Here is a 17,945-nt window from a genome sequence, read left to right as displayed (position 1 = left end):
AGATCAGGAACTCAGGACTCGATGTTGGACATCACGTGCTTGACGCGGGTGTAGTCCTCGAAGCCGTACATCGACAGGTCCTTGCCGTACCCGGAGTGCTTGAACCCGCCGTGCGGCATCTCGGCGACGAGCGGGATGTGCGTGTTGATCCAGACGCAGCCGAAGTCGAGCCGCCGCGACACGCGCATCGCCCGGCCGTGGTCGCGGGTCCAGACCGAGGACGCCAGGCCGTACTTCACGCCGTTGGCCCAGCGGACGGCCTCGTCCTCTTCGGCGAAGCGCTGCACGGTGATGACCGGGCCGAAGATCTCGCTCTGTACGGCCTCGTCGCCTTGGCGCAGCCCGGACACGACGGTCGGCTCGTAGAAGAAGCCCTGCTCACGAAGGCGTGAGCCGCCGGTGGTCACGGACGCGTGATCGGGCAGCCGGTCGATGAAGCCGGCGACCCGGTCGAGCTGGACGGCGTTGTTGAGCGGGCCGTACAGAACGTCCTCGTCGTCGGGCAGGCCGGTGCGGGTCCGAGCGGCCTGTTCGGTCAGGGCGGCGACGAAGTCGTCGTGGAGACCCGGCGCGGCCAGCACCCTCGTCGCGGCCGTGCAGTCCTGGCCGGCGTTGAAGTACCCGGCCTCGGCGATCGCCTGGGCCGCGGCCTCGACGTCCGCGTCGTCGAACACGATGACCGGCGCTTTGCCGCCCAGCTCGAGGTGCACCTTCTTCAGGTCGGCGGCGGCCGACCGGGCGACCTCGGTACCGGCGCGCACCGAACCGGTGATCGACACCATCTGCGGGACGGGGTGCTCGACGAGGAGCCGTCCGGTGTCGCGGTCGCCGCAGACGACGTTGAGGACGCCCGGCGGGAGGAACTCGGCGGCGATCTCGGCCAGCAGCGCCGTCGTCACCGGAGTCGTGTCGGACGGCTTCAGCACCACCGTGTTGCCCGCGGCGATGGCCGGAGCGAACTTCCAGACCGCCATCATCATCGGGTAGTTCCACGGCGTGACCTGGGCGCACACGCCGATCGGCTCGCGCCGGATCCAGGAGGTGTGGCCGGCCATGTACTCCCCTGCCGAGCGACCCTCCAGGATCCGCGCCGCGCCGGCGAAGAACCGGATCTGGTCGACCATCGGCGGGATCTCCTCCGACGCCGTCAGGCCGATCGGCTTGCCGGTGTTCTCCGACTCGAGCGCGACCAACTCGTCGGCACGCGACTCGATGGCGTCGGCGATGCGCAGCAGCGCGAGCTGGCGTTCGGACGGCGTCGTGTCGCGCCAGGTCTCGAACGCGCGCGACGCGGCGTCGAACGCCGCGTCGACCTCGGCCTGCCCGGAGATCGGGGCCGTGCCGAACGCCTCGCCGGTGACGGGGCTGATCAGGTCCGCGGTACGGCCGTCGGCCGCGTCGACCGGCGAGCCGTTCACGAAGTTACGGACGGTGCGCTTCAAAGCGGTCGGTCCTTCCTGGGTTGTCTGCGTTGTCTGCCGTCACGGGTGTCCCGGCTACAGGCCGCGGGTATCCCCGGAGACGCGCTGGGCGAGGTAGACCGGCACGACGGACAGCACGATCAGGGCCGCGGCCACGACGTTGACGATCGGCGCCTGGTTCGGCCGGAAGAGGTTGTTGAAGATCCAGATCGGCAGCGTCTGCACGCCCGCCCCGGCCGTGAACGTCGTGACGATGATCTCGTCGAAGGACAGCGCGAACGACAGCAGCCCACCCGCCAGGAGGGCCGAGCGCAGCAGCGGGAACGTGACGTACCGGAATGTCTGGAACGTGTCGGCGCCCAGGTCGGCCGAGGCCTCCTCGACACGGGTGCCGAGCCGGCGCAGCCGGGCCAGGACGTTGTTGTAGACGGTGACCACGCAGAACGTCGCGTGGCCCACGATCACGGTGAACAGGCCGAGCTGGATCCCCAGCGGCGTCAGGACCGTACGGAACGCGTTGTTCAGCGCGATGCCCGTGACGATGCCGGGCAGCGCGATCGGCAGGATGACCAGCAACGACACCGTGCCGCGGCCGAAGAACCGGTAGCGCTGCACGGCGAAGGCCGCCATCGTGCCCAGCACCAGGGCCACCACGGTGGCGCCCAGGCCGGCCTTCACCGACGTCCACAGCGCCGACCGCACCCCGCCGTTGTCCCACGCCGCCGACCACCACCGCCCGGTCAGGTGCGCGGGCGGCCAGGCGAACGCCCGGTCGGCGTTGAACGAGTTGATCAGTACGACGAGCAGCGGCACGTAGATCACACCGAGCCCGAGTACCATCGCCACGCGCAGGCCGATGCGGGCTCCCCGCGAAAGCGTCATCCGGCTCGCGATGCCGCGTCTCCGGCGTCGGGCCCGGAACGGAACATCGCTTCCCCCAATCTGGTGCTGCGGAGCGTCAGAGGTTGTCCAGGGCCCCGGTGCGGCGCACGGCGACCAGGTAGATCACCATGACGGCCACCGGGATCGTCGCGACGGCGGCGGCGAACGGCAGGTTGTTCGCCGCGCCGACGTTGTCGTAGACCACATTGCCGATGAGCTGGCTCTTGCCGCCCACGATCTTCACCGTGATGTAGTCGCCGAGCGACAGCGAGAAGGTGAAGATCGATCCGGCGATCACCGCGGGGAACGCCACCGGCCAGATGACCGTGCGGAACGTCCGGGCGCCGAGGTCGCCGGAGGCGTCCAGCAGGGAGTTCGGCAGCCGTTCGAGGCCCGCGTAGAGCGGCAGGATCATGTACGGCAGCCAGAGGTACGCCAGGGTCACGACGGTGGCCGGCAGGCCGTACCCGGGGCCGTGGATCCCGAACGGGTCGAGGACCCAGTTCAGCACCCCGGTGCCGGAGAACATGACCCGCCAGGCGTACGCCTTCACCAGGTAGCTCGCCCACAGCGGCGTCAGCACCGCGATCACCAGCCAGCGCTGGGCGCGCGGCGAGGCGATCTTGGCCATGTAGAAGGCCATCGGGAAGGCGATCACGCCGTCGACGACGGTGACCGCCACGGCCACGCCCACGCTGCGCAGCGTGATCGTCCGGTAGACGCCCTGACTCCACAGCTCCTGGAAGTTGCCCAGGTTGAACTGCCGGACGACCTCACCGGTGAACACGTCGGTGGTCCAGAACGCGGCGGCGAACAACGCCGCCAGGGCGCCCAGGTAGGCCACGACGAGCCACAGCAGCGGCGCGGACAGGAGCCCGGCCAGCCGGAGGTACGGCCGTCGGTACAGCAGCCCGGCGAGCCGGCGAACCGGCCCGCCGGGCGTCGCGATGGTGCTCATCAGCCCTTGATCTGTGTCCAGGCCTGCGTCCACTTGGAGTAGTCCACGCAGGTGACGTCCTTGCGCCCGTCGAGGCACTGGGCGATCGGCGTGTTCCAGTAGTGGACCTTGGTCCAGTACGGCGCGTCCGCGGCGTGGTAGGTGTCGCAGAACTTCTTGTCGGCGGTCAGGGCGCACGCCTTGCTGTTGGCCGGCGCCTCACCCCAGCTCTCGGCGATCTGGGCGTTCACCTTCGGGGAGACCACCCAGTCGAACCACTTGTAGGCGCAGTTCGGGTGCTGCGCCTTGGCCGCCACCATCCAGGTGTCGGACCAGCCGGTGGCACCCTCCTTGGGCAGCACTGTCTGGACGGGGGCCTTCTCGCCCATCAGCCCGTTGGCGATCACCTGCCAGGTGGTGCCGAGGAGCGTGTCTCCGCTCTTGAACGACTGCTGGGTCTTCGTGGCGTCCGACCAGTACTCACCGACGATCTTCTTCTGCTCCTTGAGCAGGTTCACGGCGGCGTCGAACTGCTTCTGGTCCAGCGCGTACGGATCCTTGATCCCGAGGGCCGGCTGCGTCGCGCTCAGGTACAGCGCCGCGTCCGCGATGTAGATCGGCGAGTCGTACGCGGTGATGTGCCCCTTGTACGGGGAGTTCGGGTCGAAGACCACGCTCCAGGAGTCAGGGGCGGGATTGACCTTGTCCGTCCGGTACATCAGCGTGTTGGCGCCCCGGCCGTGCGGGATGCCGTACATCTTGCCGTCGACCGAGTTCCACGGCTTGTTCTTCAGATCCGGGAAGATGTCGGCGTAGTTCGGCACCAGGCTCGTGTTGACCGGGGCGACCGTGCCGGAGGCGATGAGCCGCAGCGAGGCGTCGCCCGAGGCGGACACCGCGTCGTACTGCCCGGTCTTCATCAGGCTGAGCATCTCGTCCGACGTGCCGGCCACCTTGTTGTTGACCTTGCAGCCGGTCTGCTGCTCGAACGGGTGGACCCAGTCGAGGGCCTTGTTGTTCGAGCCGTCCTCCACGTAGCCGGCCCAGGAGACCAGGTTGACCTGGCCCTCGCCCTGGCCCAGCGAAGACAGTGCGGCGATCTTCGGGGGCGTGAACCCTGCGGCATCGGTCCCGCCGTGGTGCGAGCCGCCGCTCTTGCCGCCGCAGCCCGCGGCGAGGAGGGACACGGCGGCCACCGCGACGAGCGCGAGGCGCGTGGGGCGCATGGAGACTCCGATCAAATGGGGGTTTCTCGGGGAAGACCGTGGCGCGCGCGCCACGGCGAGACGGCCGGTCGGGCGGTGACCGGCCGTGATCACGTCGGACCGGGGATGGCGAACTCGTGCTCACGACGCCACACGAGCCTGACCCGGGCTTCGCGCAGCTTCAGCACGTCCATCGAGGAGGACTGCAGGTTCTGCTGCAGTGCCACCAGCCGGCCTCCGGCGTCGAGGTCCACGACGAACCGGGTGGCCGCCCCCGCGTAGACGACCTCCGCCACCGTGCCGGTCGCGGAGTGCTCGCCTTCGGGCAGCTTCGCGTCGAGGTCCGTTTCAACGCGAAGCTTCTCCGGCCGGACGCTGTAGACGCCCGGCCGGCCGAGTATGGACTGGGCCGCCTCGCCCTCGATGAGGTTGGAGGTGCCGACGAACCCGGCCACGAACGCCGACGCCGGCTTCTCGTACACCTCCGCGGGAGTCCCGACCTGCTCGATCCGGCCCGCGTTGAACACCGCGACCCGGTCGCTCATGGTCAGCGCCTCCTCCTGGTCGTGCGTGACGAACAGGAAGGTGATGCCGACCTCACGCTGGATGGCCTTCAGCTCGACCTGCATCTCCTCGCGGAGCTTGAGGTCCAGGGCGCCGAGCGGCTCGTCGAGCAGCAGCACCTTCGGGCGGTTGACCAGCGCGCGGGCCAGCGCCACGCGCTGCCGCTGGCCGCCGGACAGCTGGCCCGGCCTGCGCCCGTCGAACCCCTCGAGGCGGACGGACCGCAGCGCCTGCAGGGCGCGCTCGCGGCGCTCCTTCTTGCCGACCTTCTTGACCTTGAGGCCGTACTCGACGTTGGCCAGGACGTTCATGTGGGGAAAGAGCGCGTAGTCCTGGAAGACGGTGTTGACGTCGCGTTCGAAGGGGGGCAGCTTCGTGACGACGCGGTCGCCGAGGCGGACCTCGCCGGAGGTGGGGGTCTCGAAGCCGGCGATCATCCGCAGCACCGTCGTCTTGCCCGAGCCGGACGGCCCGAGCATCGCGAAGAACTCGCCGTCGCGGATCTCCAGGTCGACGTCGTCGACGGCGGTGACCTCACCGAAGGTCTTGCGAAGCCCACGCAGGGTCACCGCGGCGGAGACGCCGGGCTCTTCGGTGTTCATCTGATTCATCTATCCCTTGATCTGCGTCCAGAGCTGCGTCCACTTGGAGTAGTCGACGCAACTCGCTCCGCGAGAATCGCCACAGTCTGCGACGGGAGTCTTCCAGAACGCAAGGCGCTTGTAGAAGCCGATGTCGCCGACGCGGAACTGCGTGCAGAAGCCCTTCGCCGCGTATCTGCAGGCCTTCGGGTTGGCCGGAGCCTCACCGAACCACTGCGCCACCGCCGCCTGCACCTTGGGAGATGTGATCCAGTTCATCCACTTGTACATGCAGTTGGGGTGCTCGGCGCGGGAGGCGATCATCCAGGTGTCCGACCATCCGGTGGCGCCCTCCGTCGGGATGGTGGTCGCGACGGGCGCCTTCTCGGACTTGGCGACGTTGGCGGTCACCTGCCACGCCGTCCCCGCGTAGTTGTCGCCCGCCTTGAACGCCTGGACCTCGTCCAGGTAGTTCGACCAGTACTGGTTGACGTTCGAGCGCTGCCGCTTGAGCAGGTCGGCGGCGGCGTCGAACTGCTTCTGCGACAGCTCGTACACATCAGTGATCTTCAGGTCCGGGCGGTGCGCCCTGAGGTAGAGCGCGGCGTCGGCGAGGTAGATCGGCGAGTCGTACGCGACGACGTGGTCGGCCGCGTCGGTGTTCTTGTCCCACACGATGCTCCAGGACGGGGGCGTGCCCGGGATCTTGTCCGTCCGGTACATCAGGTAGTTGGCGCCGTAGCCGTGCGGAGTGCCGTACATCTGGCCCTTGACCGAGTTGTACGGCTGGTTCTTCAGGAACGACGGGATGTCCCGGTAGTTCTTGAGCAGGTTCGTGTTGACCGGCGCGACGGTGCCGCCGTAGACGAGCCGCAGCGACGCGTCGCCGGACGCCGACACACCGTCGTACTGCCCGGTCTTCATCAGCGCGACCATCGAGTCGGACGTGTCCGCGACCTTCGCGTTGACCTTGCAGCCGGTCTTCTTCTCGAAGGCGTTCACCCAGTCGACGGTCTTGTCGCTGGACCCGTCCTCGGCGTACCCGGCCCAGATCACCAGGTTCAGCCTGCCCTCGGAGGCGCCGATCTCCTGCTGGGCGGCGAGGTGGGGCACCTCCGCGGCCCGGCCCCCGGTGGAGCCGCCACCGCAGCCCGCCGCCGTGAGGACGACCGCGGCCGCACACGCGAGCCTGGTGAGTCCCATGGGCGCGCGAGCCTTGGTAGTACGGGCCAGTCCCGCGAACCTCATGCAATCTCCTCGTCCAGGGCGGCCACATGACCGAAGCGCTCGGCGCAGGCCAGTCCCGTGAGCCTCATTTCGGCTCCTCGTCCAGGGCGACTTCGTAGCGCAGGGTGACCAGCCGCACCACCGAGGAGTGCGCGCCCAGCGGTTCGGCGCAGCCGAGGCCGGCCTCGCCGGCGAGCTTGGCGAGGCGCTCGAAGTCGATCTCCGGCCCGATGACGAACGGGGCGATCGCGATGCGCTGCCCGCCGGACTCCTGCAGCCGTCGCACGGCGTCGGCCACCGTCGGGCGGCCGTCGATCGACGCGGCGACGACCGGCACGGCGAGCCGTGCCGCGAGGAGGACGGCGGTCATGTCGGCCTCCCGGACGGCCGGGTCACCGCCGACCGTGGCGACGACGACGCCGTCGACGGACGCGCCGATGCTGAACTGCCGGATCCGGTCGGCACGCGCCAGGCCACTGCCCGCGAGACGCACGTGCAACGCCTCGGCCAGCAGCGGGTGGGGGCCGAGCGGGTCGGTGACAATCGCCCGCGCGCCGGTCTCCGCGACCGTCGCGTTGATGTCGTGGTACGCCTGCGGGTGCGGGCCGGTGACCAACGGCACCACGACGGCCGAACGGCCGTCGGGCAGTTCCCTCAGGGCGTCCGCGAACGCGGGACCGGCGATGGGCACGACCCGGATGTCGATGTCGGTACGGGACGTGCGGATGAGCCCCGCGATCTCGTTGCCGGTGTCCGGGACCGTCCCGGGGACCGCCAGGACGAGGACCGGTGCGTCGGGGGGAAGTTCACCGCTGCCCGGCCGGCGGTGTCGTCCGCCGGGCAGCGGCGAGCGTCCACGTACGGGGAGCGTCTCCGGGGGCTGGTCGTCATGGATCACGATCGCGGATTCTATGGGTTGTCAGGGGAGGATGCGGAGCCCTTGTCACCGATAGTCCGAAATCCCCTTCTCGGCCCGACCGGAGCGACTAGTGGCGATAAATGCACTCCTACCTGCGGTTATTCGCCCCAAAACGCGCCTGGTTCACCCGGAAGTAGCCGGGTGTTTGATGCCCGATATTTACAGACACCGCCAGTCTCCGCCCTGATGTCTAGTAGAGTCTCGCGCGTTCACACGGTGTTTCCCCCGCCTCACTGAAAGTCGAGCCTGTCGCGGTGCAATCTAAGGACCGACGAGTGGGATCAGATGTCAGCCGGCGGTCGTCCCGGTCCCGGGTCGGCCGTGCATTCCGGTCAGTCCGCTTCAAAATCATCCTGCTGCTCATCGTTCCACTGGTGTCCCTCACCACCCTGTGGGCGTTCGCGGCCAGCATCACCCTGGGCGACGGCCTGAACCTTCGGCATGTCAACACGATCCAGGACCACCTGGGCTACCCCTCCGGGGCCCTCGGCAGTGCCCTGGCGCAGGAGCGCCGCCTGTCGATGGTCTACCTCGGCAGCAAGTCGGCCGGCGACCGGGCGTCGATGGAGTCCGGCCGGCTCGTCACCGACCGCCAGGCCGAACTGTTCCGGCGACTGACCGCCGACCCGGGTGCGCAGAAGGTCGCCAACGTCCAGGCCAAGCAGTGGGCCCGTGAGGTGGTCCAGCACCTGGACGCCCTGCAGGCCAAGCGGCGGGCGATCGACAACGGCGGCGTGAGCCGCACGCAGGTCTTCGCCGACTTCAGCGACACCATCAGCGACATCACCGCCCTCCAGTCCTCGCTGTCGACCCTGAGCGACCCGGACATCACCAAGGACGCCAAGACCCAGGTCTCGCTGGCCCGCGCGCGCGAGGTGCTGTCGCAGGAGGACGCGCTCCTGGCGGGCGCGCTCGCCGCCGGCCGCCTGACGTTCCCCGAGCACGTGCAGTTCACCAAGCTCGTCGGCACGCAGCGCAGCCTCTACAGCGAGATCGTCCCCGACCTGCGCCCCGCCGACCGCACCTACTACCAGCGGATCGTCTCGACGCCCGAGTACTCCCGGCTGCAGTCGCTGGAGAACCAGTTCACCGACCACATGCCGCAGCAGCCCAAGGCGGCCACGGGCATGGGCATGGGGGGCATGGGCGGCAAACAGCCGGCCCCCGACCCGCTGGCCGGCATGGACGTGAAGTGGAAGACCACGGTCTCCTCCATCGTCACGCGCCTGCGCGGCCTGGAGCTGGCGTCGACCGCGACCGCCGCCAAGCGCGCCAAGCCCATCTCGGACGGCATCATCCTGCGCGTCGCGGTGGCCGGGGCCCTTGGTCTGGTCGCCGTCATCGCCTCGCTCATCCTGTCGCTGTGGGTCGGCCGCTCGGTCATCCACGAGCTGACCGGACTGCGCCGCGCGGCGCTCGACCTGGCCAACGAGCGGCTGCCCAGCGTCATCCGCCGGCTGCGCCGCGGCGAGGAGGTCGACGTCGCCGCCGAGGCGCCGCCGCTGTCGTTCGGGACCCAGGAGATCGACCAGGTCGGCCAGGCGTTCAACGCCGCCCGGCGGACCGCGATCCAGGGCGCGGTCGAGGAGGCCGCGCTGCGCCGCAGCATCAGCGAGGTCTTCCTCAACCTCGCGCGCCGCAACCAGGCGCTGCTGCACCGTCAGCTCAGCCTGCTGGACTCCATGGAACGCCGGGTGACCGAGCCCGACGAGCTGGACGACCTGTTCCGCCTCGACCACCTGGCCACCCGCATGCGCCGTCACGCGGAAGGCCTGATCATCCTCTCCGGGCAGGCACCCGGCCGTGGCTGGCGGAACCCGGTCCCGGCCGTCGACATCGCCCGCGCCGCCGCGGCGGAGGTGGAGGACTACGCGCGGGTCACCGTGGCCACGATGCCCCGCGTGGCGATCGCCGGCCCCGCCATCGCGGACCTCATCCACCTGCTCGCCGAGCTCATCGAGAACGCGACCCTGTTCTCCCCGCCGGACACCACCGTGCAGGTCACGGGCCAGCTCGTCGCGCACGGCTTCGCCTTCGAGGTGGAGGACCGCGGCCTGAGCATGGACCAGGTCAGCCTGGACCGCGCCAACGACCGGCTGGCGAACCCGCCGGACTTCGACCTGTCCAACAGCGCCCAGCTCGGCCTGTTCGTCGTCGGCCGGCTGGCCCAGCGGCACCGCGTGCAGGTCACGCTCCGCACCTCGCCGTACGGCGGGACGACCGCGATCGTCCTGCTGCCCGACGCGATCGTCGCCCGTGGTAACGAGCGGCCCGAGCTGGAGTCCGGGCCGATGCCGGCCACCCGGCGCGGTGAGGACGCGCTCGTCCCGATCGGCGCCATCGGCGCGCCGATCTACCCGAACGGCTCCGACACCGGCGCCATCACCGGGCCGATACAGGCGGTGCGCGGGGACCGGCCGCCACTGCCCCAGCGCCGCGCCGACACCGGGCCGCAGGCCACCTACCCGGCGGGCCCGTACGACGCGAAGCCGTACGGCGGCGCCGGTTCCCACGGCTCCGACACGCGGTCGCCGGAATCGGCCGGCGAGGACTCCGCGGACCCCGACACCGGATCGTTCTCGATCGACGGGTACGGCACGGGACCGGGCGCGCACGCGCCGAGCCTGAGCGGCCACGACGCCGCCCCGACCAGGTACGATCCGGGGCCGGCGGGCACGGACGCCTACGAGGCGGGAACGAACGACTACTCGCCTGGAACGGGTGGATACTCCCCCGGCGTGACGTCGTACGAAAGGGACACGGACCTGGACGGGACGGAGGCGAGCACGCGGAGCGGGCAGTGGCCGCTGCCCTCCGTCGGCGCCGACGACGCCCGCCCGCCGCTGCCGTCCCGCCGCGGCGGGACGTCCGACGACCGGCCACCGCTGCCGACCCGGGGCGGTGAGGCGGCGCCGCAGGGCCGTTCGGTGTTCGAACCGGTCGAGGAGCCCGCGGACACCTTCCGTCCCGAGGCCGCCGCGCCGCCCAAGACCACCGCCGAGCCCGCGGCTCCCGGGACCAAGCCGTCACTCCCGCGCCGGGTCCGGCAGGCGAACCTGGCACCCCAGCTTCGCGAGGAGGTCGAGCCCGTGAACAATGCGACGAGCAGCGAGCGTTCGCCGGAGGAGCTACGTACCATGCTGAGCTCCATTCAGAAGGGATGGCTGCGCGGCCGCTCAGACGCCGAGCAGACCGCCACCCATCACGAAGAGGAGGACATCTGATGTCAGCGGGTTCTGCGGGGGAACTCAACTGGCTGCTCGACAGCCTCGTCAATCGCGTCGCCCAGGTGCGGCAGGCGGTGGTGCTCTCCAGCGACGGCCTGCTGGTCGGCTCGTCCGCCGGCCTCACACGGGAGGACGCCGAGCACCTCTCGGCGGTCGCCGCGAGCTTCCAGAGCCTCGCCCGCAGTGCCGGACGCCAGTTCGGCGGGGGTGGCGTGCGCCAGACGATCGTCGAGATGGACCACGCCTTCCTGTTCGTCACGGCGGCCGGTTCCGGTGCCTGTCTCGCGGTGCTGGCGGGAGCCGACGCGGACGTCGGCATGATCGCCTACGAGATGGCGATGCTGGTCAAGCGCGTGGGCCAGCACATGTCGACCCTTCCTCGCTCGGCCGTGGAATCGTGAGGCCCCGTCATCGTGCGAGAACGACAACGGGCCATGAGGCGGGACGGCTGAATGAGCGAATGGCTCGACGACGAGGCCGGGCCGGTGGTCCGGCCATACGCTCTGACGCGCGGCCGTACGCGGGCCTCACGCGAGGGTTTCGACCTGATCGCGATCATCGCGACGGCGGCGACGTCGACGTTCGCTCCGCCGAACGCCGGCCCGGAGCACGTCGCCATTCTCGACCTGTGCGTGCGCCCGCTCTCGGTGGCGGAGGTTGCGGCGAAGCTCAGGCTCCCCCTGGGCGTCGTCCGGGTCCTGCTCGGAGACCTGTTGGACCACGGGTTGATCGTCGTACGCCGGCCTGAAACAGAGAACCGTCTTCCCAACGAACGGGTTTTGAAGGAAGTGCTCAATGGACTCCAGGCGCTCTGACCCCTCGCGGGGCGCTGCCGCCATGCCGCTCGCCGTGAAGATCCTCGTCGCGGGCGGATTCGGGGTGGGAAAGACGACCCTGGTGGGCGCCGTCAGCGAGATCAAGCCGCTGCGGACCGAGGAACAGCTGACGGACCGCAGCGTCGGCGTCGACGACACCTCCGGTGTGGAGCGCAAGACCACGACCACGGTGGCGATGGACTTCGGCCGCATCACCATCCGCGACGGTCTCGTCCTGTACCTGTTCGGCACGCCCGGCCAGGACCGGTTCTGGTTCATGTGGGATGAGCTGGCCCTCGGTGCCCTCGGCGCGGTCGTGCTGACCGACACCCGCCGGCTCGCCGACTCCTTCCCCTCCATCGACTACTTCGAGCGGCGGCGGCTGCCGTTCATCGTCGGGGTCAACTGCTTCGACGGCGCGATCGGATACGACACCGAGGAGATCCGCGCGGCACTCGACCTGGACCCCAGGGTCCCGGTGATCCTCTGCGACGTACGCCGGCGTGAGTCCGGCAAGCAGGTCCTGATCGCCCTGGTGGAGCACGTGCTGGCCGTGATGGCCGAGCGGCAGCGCCAGGCCGGCGCGGCCATCCGGTAGCGCTCAGGGTCCAGCGGCCTTCCGGGCGCTCAGGGCTGGAGGCTCGCTCTTTTCTTAGGCGTGCCGGACCTTCTTCACCTCGTCGAGGGGCCGCGAGCCGAACGCGACCCGTGAGGCGGCCGCCCGGCGTCCCGGCGGGGTCGAGGACCGCCGGGCCGGCGACGTGCGCGACCGTCCCCCACGGCTCGACGTTGAGGAACTGCGCGTCCAGAGCACTGAGTCGGCGCATCGGCCGGCCTCTGCCTCCCTCATCGTCGTCCCATTCTCGTATTTCGGCACGGACGTAAAAGCCAAACCCCTTCGAACACCGGCATGTCATCGTCATTCAGCCACGCCGACGGCCGGAACGGCCATGACTTGCTTTCACGCGATACGTCACCCATCTGCCTGAATATCACTCTGCGTGACGAAAGCGAGGTCGGACCGGAAATGTCAGGTCCGGGATCGGGGAAAAGCAACAGGCGGAAACATCGAACTCCCCGGAAGGGTGGTGCCCGCTTCCGGTGATGGAGACAATGGGCTGGCGTCCTTGTCACTCAGAGTTATGGTGCGCGACCATGCCCGTTGACCCCGAGCCCCCCGACGACGGGAGCGGCTCCCCGCCGGCCGGCGACCCCGGCCGGGCGATCGGGGCACCCCTCGATCCGCCCACCGACGGCACCGGCTCATCGTCGGCCGGCGATCCCGGCCGGGCGATCGCGGCGTCCCTCGACGACATCCACTCACTCCTGGCCGGCCTGACCGAGACGGTCGGCAGGGAGCACGAGCGCGCGGCGCACCGGGAGCGCGTCATCGACCGGCTGCACGCGGACAACGAGCGGCTGCGCCACGGTGAGCTTCAGGCGGCGTTCGAGCCGGTGCGCGCCGCGCTGTACCGCCTCTACGACCTGGTCCGGCGGGAGGCCGAGCGCGCGACGGTGGACGCGGACCATACGCCGCGGCTGCTGGCGGCGATCGCCGACGAGCTGGCCGAGGCGCTGGCCCGCACGGGCGTGGACCGCATGGCCATCGAGGCCGGTGAGGTGTTCGACCCGGCACGGCACCGCCCGGCGGGCACAGAGGACGTGGACGACGCGGAGCTCGACGGCACCGTCGCGAGGGTGCAGCGGACCGGCTTCGTCCGTGGTGACCGGATCGCGCGACGTGCCGAGGTGATCGTCGCCCGGGTGGCGGCCGAACCCATCGGAGGAGACTGAGATGGCTGTCTACGGTATCGACCTGGGCACGACCCACTCGTGCATCGCACGCGTCGACGACGTCGGCCGCCCGGCCGTACTGCGCAACATGGAGGGCACCGACACGACGCCGTCGGTCGTCTACTTCGAGTCCGCCGACAACGTCGTCGTCGGCGCGCCGGCGAAGGACACCGCGGTCCTGTTCCCCGACCTGGTGGTGAGCCTGATCAAGCGGGACATGGGCCACGACGTCCCGCGTGAGCTGCACGCCCGCGATTACTCCCCCGAGGAGATCTCCGCCTTCGTCCTGCGCAAGCTGGTGGCCGACGCCACGGCGACGACCGGCGAGGAGGTCCACGACGTCGTCATCACGGTGCCGGCCTACTTCGGGGCCGCCGAGCGCGACGCCACCCGCAAGGCGGGCCGCATCGCCGGGCTGAACGTCATCGACATCATCTCCGAGCCGATCGCCGCCGCCATCACGTACGGCGTGCTCAACGGGGGCGGGACCGAGGACCGCACGATCCTGGTGTACGACCTCGGCGGCGGCACGTTCGACACCACGGTGATCACCCTGCGCGGCGGCGACATCTCCGTGGTCTGCACCGACGGCGACCACGAGCTCGGCGGCGCCGACTGGGACGCGCGGGTCGTGGAGTACCTCGCCGGGCGGTTCGCGGAGGAGCATCCCGACGTCGGCGATCCCCTCGACGACAAGCACACCGAGCAGCAACTGCGGCACGACGCGGAGGAGGCCAAGAAGGCCCTGTCGCTGCGCACCCGCCACGTCGTGCGCGTCATGCACGAGGGCCGGGTGGCGACGGTCGAGCTGACCCGCGAGAAGTTCGAGGAGATCACCAAGGACCTGCTCGACCGCAGCATCGAGATCACCGGCCGTACCCTCGCGACAGCCGCCGAGAAGGGCGTCTCCGACTACGACGACCTCGTGCTCGTCGGCGGCTCCACCAAGATGCCCGCCGTGCGGCGGCGGCTCGCCGACGAGCTGGCCCTGAGCCCCCGGCTCCAGGACCCCGACCTGGCGGTCGCCAAGGGCGCCGCGCTGTACGCCTTCGAGGAGACCTACCGGCAGCTCCTGGCCAAGGGCGAGACGGACAAGGCCCTGGACCTGGCGTCCCGGGCCGGCCTGTCCGAGACCGAGCAGGAGCGGATGGCGGCCCGGCAGATCACGACCGTGGCCTCACGCGCCTTCGGCGTCATCGCGCTGGACCCGGACACCGCGCGGGAGCACGTCGTGCACCTCGTCCACGCCAACGACGCGCTCCCGCGCGGAAAGACGCGCGAGTTCGGCACCGTCGACGAGGACCAGACGATCGTCAAGATCATCGTGGTCGAGCAGGCCGGCAGCACCGAGTCGATCGAGGTCGCCCACAACACCCCCATCGCCGACGGCGAGCTGAAGATCCCGCCGGGCAAGCCCGCCGGCTGGCCCATCGAGGTGACCTTCGCGCTCGACACCTCCGGCCTGCTGCACGTCACGGCCGTGGAGAAGGAGACCGCCGAGGAGCTCACGCTCGAGGTCCGGGTCGGCGGCATGTCCGAGGAAGAGGTGCACAAGTCGCGCACCGACCTGGCCCACATACGCGTCGACTAGTGGTCTTTGACGAACGGCGCTACGTCCGGGAGGTGCTGGAGCCCGCGCGGGCGGCCGGGGACCAGCCGCCCGACGACCTGTGCCTGCGCTACGCCCTGCCGGATCCGCTCGTCGCCCGGGAGGTGGCCGACCGGGTCAAGCGGGTGCGCACCTGCTGGCGCAAGGCCCGCGGCCAGCTGCGGTTCCGGCGGCTCATCGACCGGCTCGAGGGTGACCACCTGCGGCTCGCACCGCTGTTCGAGCGGGCCGCGGTGGGCGACCTGGCGCCGCTGCGAGCCGAGATCGCCGCGGCGGGCGACCGGGCCGGGCACCGCCGGGCCGAGCTGCGGGACCGGCTGCTGGACGCCGCCGGACAGTTGCGGATGCTCTCCCCCGCCGACCTGCGGGAGATCGGCGGTGAGGCCGCGGACGTCGCCCGAGACGCCGGCATCGAGATCCGGGAGCCCGACCCGCTGCCGACCGCGCCGCCGTACGCCGGCTACGCCCGCGCCCGTGACGCGCTCGACGCCCTCGGCGTGCGGCACCTGCACGAGTTCCTGACGGGCGAGCCGGGCGCCGGCCGCGTTCTCGACGCGGTCCACGACCTGCGACCCGCGGCGCAGCAGGTCGGCGAGCAGTGGAGCCGGCGGCCGCACGACGGCAACCGCACCAACGCCGACACCGTCCTGGTGGCGGTGCGCCAAGTGGGCGGACGGCTCGCGGAGCTGGTGCGCTACGACGTGGTGGACCGGATGCGCGAGCGCCACCAGCAGCGGGCCTCGGAGGGGGCGCTCCTGCGGTTCGCGGTCGACGACCTCGGTGTGGACCGCGACGACGCGGGCCGTCTGGTGTTCGCGGTGCGGCGGGAGAACGCCCCGGCCGGCGGCCTGGCCGCACGGCTGCGCGACCTCATCGACGCCGGAGAGGTGCAGGCGGCCGCCGAGCTGGCCGCGATCGCCGGCGAGCCGGTCGGTGACGCGCAGGTCCTCGCGGACGAGGCGCGGCGGCGGGTCGCGGCGGCGACGGCGCTGCGCCAGGAGGCGGCCTCCCTGCTGCTGTCCGATCCCGACGGGGCGTGGCTGCGGCTCGCCGACGCGCTCCGGCTGGTCGGTGACCTGCCGGGGGCCGCCGATCTGCAGACCGGGCTGCCGCCCGGGGCGCCCGGGCGGCTCGAGGCGGCCGTCGACGGCCTCGCCGTCGCGCTGTCCTGGTCGCCGTCACCCTCACGTGTCGGTGAGATCGGGCACGTCGTGGTCCGCTGCCTGGGGAGGGTCCCCCGGCATCCCGGTGACGGCGAGCGGCTCGCGGCGGAGGCCGCGCACGCCCGTGACCCCGCGCCTCCGCTGAACGCCCCCGTCTACTACGCGGTGTTCGCCGTACGAGGCGCGGCCGCGTCGGCGCCCGCGGTCGCCGGGCCGGTGCTCGGACGCCCGGAGCCCGCCGACCTCACCGTGACCGCCGCGGACGCCGTCGTCGCGGGCCGCTGGTCCTGCCCGCCGGAGGCCGGCCGCGTCGTCGTCACCCGCGACGGCGCGCCCGTCCCGGCGGCGCGCACCGGCTTCCGCGACGAGACCGTGCGCAACGGGACGACGTACCACTACCGCATCGCCGCCGTCTATCTCGACGCCGACGGCCGGGAGGCGGTTACGTCCGGCGTGCACGCCGCCGCGACCCCCGCCGCCCGGCCCCATCCCGTCGAGGATCTCGGTGTCGAGCACGACCCCGCCGGGCGTCTCGTCGTGACCTTCGACCCGCCGGCCGACGGCGAGGTGGAGCTCGTCGCGATGGACGGGCCGCCGCCGTGGCCGCCCGGCACGACACTGCCGATGGAGGAGGTGCGCCGCGTCGGCCGGATCCTGCGCGCGGTTCCCGCTCCGGGCGGCCTGGCCGTCCGGGCGGGCCCGGGTGTGCTGCTGGCCGTGTCGGTCGCCGGTGACCTCGCCACGATCGGCGCGCACCGCGAGCACGTCAGTCTGACGCCCCCGCGCGAGCTGATCGCACAGCGGCACGGTGAGGTGATCACGCTCGGGTTCGACTGGCCGCCCGACGTCACCGAGGTCGAGGTGGCCTGGCGGTCCGGGACCGGGGAGACGCGACGGCTGCCCGTCGGCCGGGCCGGCTACGACGCCCACGGTGGCGTTCGCCTCCCGGCTCCCACGGACGAGGCGGTCACCATCGAGGTCGCCGCCGCGGCGACGGCGCACGGGCAGCGGGTCACCGGCACGCCCGTGACGACCACGGTGCCGGGCCGGACCACCGTCGCCTACGAGGTGCGCCGCCCCCGCCTGCGCGGCCCCCTGACCGTCACGCTGTCCGCCGCGGCCCCCGTACGCCTGCGGCGGCTCGTCCTCGTCACCCGGGCCGGCCCCATGCCGCAACGGCCTGGCGACGGACGGACCGTGATGTCCTGGGAGGACCTGGACGTGCCCGCGCGCCTGGAGGTGACGCTGCCGCGGCTGCCCCGGCCGTTCTGGCTGCGCTGCTTCGCCGAAGACGACACAATCGACCTGCGCGACCCTCCGGTCCGCCACCTGAAGGTGGGCTGATGAGAGACGCACGGGACACGCATGGGACGCGAGACCGGAACACGAGGGCTGATGCAGGAACGCGAGGGCTGATGCGGACCGTCACCCGCCGCCGCCTCGTGAGCCTGGCCATCCGACCGGAACGCGAGACCTGATGCCGCCCGTCACCCGCCCCGGCCGCCTCGCGAGCCTGGCCACCCGACCGGAACGCGAGACCTGATGCCGCCCGTCACCCGCCCCCGCCGCCTCGCGAGCCTGGCCACCCCACCGGAACGCGA

Annotated in this window: 14 protein-coding genes; 7 read left to right on the top strand and 7 right to left on the bottom strand. The window is 71.2% G+C overall.

Annotated features, from left to right (window positions below):
* Positions 1-11: 11 nt before the first annotated feature.
* The 7 genes from NE236_RS08565 to NE236_RS08535 all read right to left on the bottom strand — a co-directional run bounded on the left by NE236_RS08565 (position 12) and on the right by NE236_RS08535 (position 7,715).
* Positions 12-1,442, bottom strand: coding sequence for a gamma-aminobutyraldehyde dehydrogenase (locus tag NE236_RS08565; RefSeq protein ID WP_252841314.1), 1,431 nt, complete (start codon positions 1,440-1,442; stop codon positions 12-14).
* 54 nt (positions 1,443-1,496) lie between these two features.
* Positions 1,497-2,303 carry an ABC transporter permease gene (locus NE236_RS08560; protein WP_252841313.1) on the bottom strand — a complete coding sequence of 269 codons (807 nt, stop codon included), beginning with the start codon at positions 2,301-2,303 and terminating at the stop codon, positions 1,497-1,499.
* A gap of 76 nt (positions 2,304-2,379) precedes the next feature.
* Positions 2,380-3,261 (bottom strand): ABC transporter permease, encoded by an 882-nt coding sequence (locus tag NE236_RS08555; RefSeq protein WP_252841312.1) that lies wholly within the window; start codon positions 3,259-3,261, stop codon positions 2,380-2,382.
* Positions 3,261-4,466 carry an ABC transporter substrate-binding protein gene (locus NE236_RS08550; protein WP_252841311.1) on the bottom strand — a complete coding sequence of 402 codons (1,206 nt, stop codon included), beginning with the start codon at positions 4,464-4,466 and terminating at the stop codon, positions 3,261-3,263. The genes NE236_RS08555 and NE236_RS08550 overlap by 1 nt, the downstream gene beginning before the upstream one ends.
* 89 nt (positions 4,467-4,555) lie before the next feature.
* Positions 4,556-5,611 (bottom strand): ABC transporter ATP-binding protein, encoded by a 1,056-nt coding sequence (locus NE236_RS08545; protein ID WP_252841310.1) that lies wholly within the window; start codon positions 5,609-5,611, stop codon positions 4,556-4,558.
* A gap of 9 nt (positions 5,612-5,620) precedes the next feature.
* Entirely contained in the window at positions 5,621-6,838 is a 1,218-nt protein-coding gene (locus NE236_RS08540) for an ABC transporter substrate-binding protein (RefSeq protein ID WP_252841309.1), read from the bottom strand.
* A 64-nt stretch (positions 6,839-6,902) separates the two neighbouring features.
* Positions 6,903-7,715: a sirohydrochlorin chelatase gene (locus NE236_RS08535; protein ID WP_252841308.1), complete on the bottom strand. Its 813-nt coding sequence runs from the start codon at positions 7,713-7,715 to the stop codon at positions 6,903-6,905.
* A 395-nt stretch (positions 7,716-8,110) separates the two neighbouring features.
* Between NE236_RS08535 and NE236_RS08530 the strand changes: the two genes are divergently transcribed.
* The 7 genes from NE236_RS08530 (at position 8,111) to NE236_RS08500 (ending at position 17,688) form a co-directional block, all read left to right on the top strand.
* A complete protein-coding gene (locus NE236_RS08530) occupies positions 8,111-10,960 on the top strand; it encodes a sensor histidine kinase (RefSeq protein WP_252841307.1) in 2,850 nt (949 codons plus the stop codon).
* Positions 10,960-11,364: a roadblock/LC7 domain-containing protein gene (locus tag NE236_RS08525; protein WP_252841306.1), complete on the top strand. Its 405-nt coding sequence runs from the start codon at positions 10,960-10,962 to the stop codon at positions 11,362-11,364. The genes NE236_RS08530 and NE236_RS08525 overlap by 1 nt, the downstream gene beginning before the upstream one ends.
* Before the next feature lie 51 nt (positions 11,365-11,415).
* Entirely contained in the window at positions 11,416-11,778 is a 363-nt protein-coding gene (locus NE236_RS08520; protein ID WP_252841305.1) for a DUF742 domain-containing protein, read from the top strand.
* Positions 11,759-12,376, top strand: coding sequence for a GTP-binding protein (locus NE236_RS08515; RefSeq protein ID WP_252841304.1), 618 nt, complete (start codon positions 11,759-11,761; stop codon positions 12,374-12,376). The genes NE236_RS08520 and NE236_RS08515 overlap by 20 nt, the downstream gene beginning before the upstream one ends.
* Positions 12,377-12,933: 557 nt before the next feature.
* Complete coding sequence (locus NE236_RS08510; RefSeq protein WP_252841303.1) at positions 12,934-13,572, top strand: nucleotide exchange factor GrpE; 639 nt, start codon at positions 12,934-12,936, stop codon at positions 13,570-13,572.
* 1 nt (position 13,573) lies between these two features.
* On the top strand, positions 13,574-15,163 hold the full coding sequence (locus tag NE236_RS08505; protein ID WP_252841302.1) for an Hsp70 family protein: 1,590 nt from the start codon (positions 13,574-13,576) through the stop codon (positions 15,161-15,163).
* Positions 15,163-17,688 carry a SaeA-related protein gene (locus NE236_RS08500; protein ID WP_252841301.1) on the top strand — a complete coding sequence of 842 codons (2,526 nt, stop codon included), beginning with the start codon at positions 15,163-15,165 and terminating at the stop codon, positions 17,686-17,688. Before NE236_RS08505 ends, NE236_RS08500 begins: the two co-directional genes overlap by 1 nt.
* Positions 17,689-17,945: the final 257 nt, after the last annotated feature.

It is taken from the genome of Actinoallomurus purpureus, assembly GCF_024055795.1.
GTDB lineage: Bacteria > Actinomycetota > Actinomycetes > Streptosporangiales > Streptosporangiaceae > Actinoallomurus > Actinoallomurus purpureus.
The sequence above is the reverse complement of the archived record's forward strand: the minus strand, read 5'-3'. Positions and strand labels throughout refer to the sequence as shown.

What these genes read in the sequence shown, in the direction of transcription:
- NE236_RS08560 (WP_252841313.1), bottom strand. Translation starts at nt 2,303, where the DNA reads ATGACGCTTTCGCGGGGAGCCCGCATCGGCCTGCGCGTGGCGATGGTA.
- NE236_RS08555 (WP_252841312.1), bottom strand. Translation starts at nt 3,261, where the DNA reads ATGAGCACCATCGCGACGCCCGGCGGGCCGGTTCGCCGGCTCGCCGGG.
- NE236_RS08550 (WP_252841311.1), bottom strand. Translation starts at nt 4,466, where the DNA reads ATGCGCCCCACGCGCCTCGCGCTCGTCGCGGTGGCCGCCGTGTCCCTC.
- NE236_RS08545 (WP_252841310.1), bottom strand. Translation starts at nt 5,611, where the DNA reads ATGAACACCGAAGAGCCCGGCGTCTCCGCCGCGGTGACCCTGCGTGGG.
- NE236_RS08540 (WP_252841309.1), bottom strand. Translation starts at nt 6,838, where the DNA reads ATGAGGTTCGCGGGACTGGCCCGTACTACCAAGGCTCGCGCGCCCATG.
- NE236_RS08525 (WP_252841306.1), top strand. Translation starts at nt 10,960, where the DNA reads ATGTCAGCGGGTTCTGCGGGGGAACTCAACTGGCTGCTCGACAGCCTC.
- NE236_RS08520 (WP_252841305.1), top strand. Translation starts at nt 11,416, where the DNA reads ATGAGCGAATGGCTCGACGACGAGGCCGGGCCGGTGGTCCGGCCATAC.
- NE236_RS08515 (WP_252841304.1), top strand. Translation starts at nt 11,759, where the DNA reads ATGGACTCCAGGCGCTCTGACCCCTCGCGGGGCGCTGCCGCCATGCCG.
- NE236_RS08510 (WP_252841303.1), top strand. Translation starts at nt 12,934, where the DNA reads ATGCCCGTTGACCCCGAGCCCCCCGACGACGGGAGCGGCTCCCCGCCG.
- NE236_RS08505 (WP_252841302.1), top strand. Translation starts at nt 13,574, where the DNA reads ATGGCTGTCTACGGTATCGACCTGGGCACGACCCACTCGTGCATCGCA.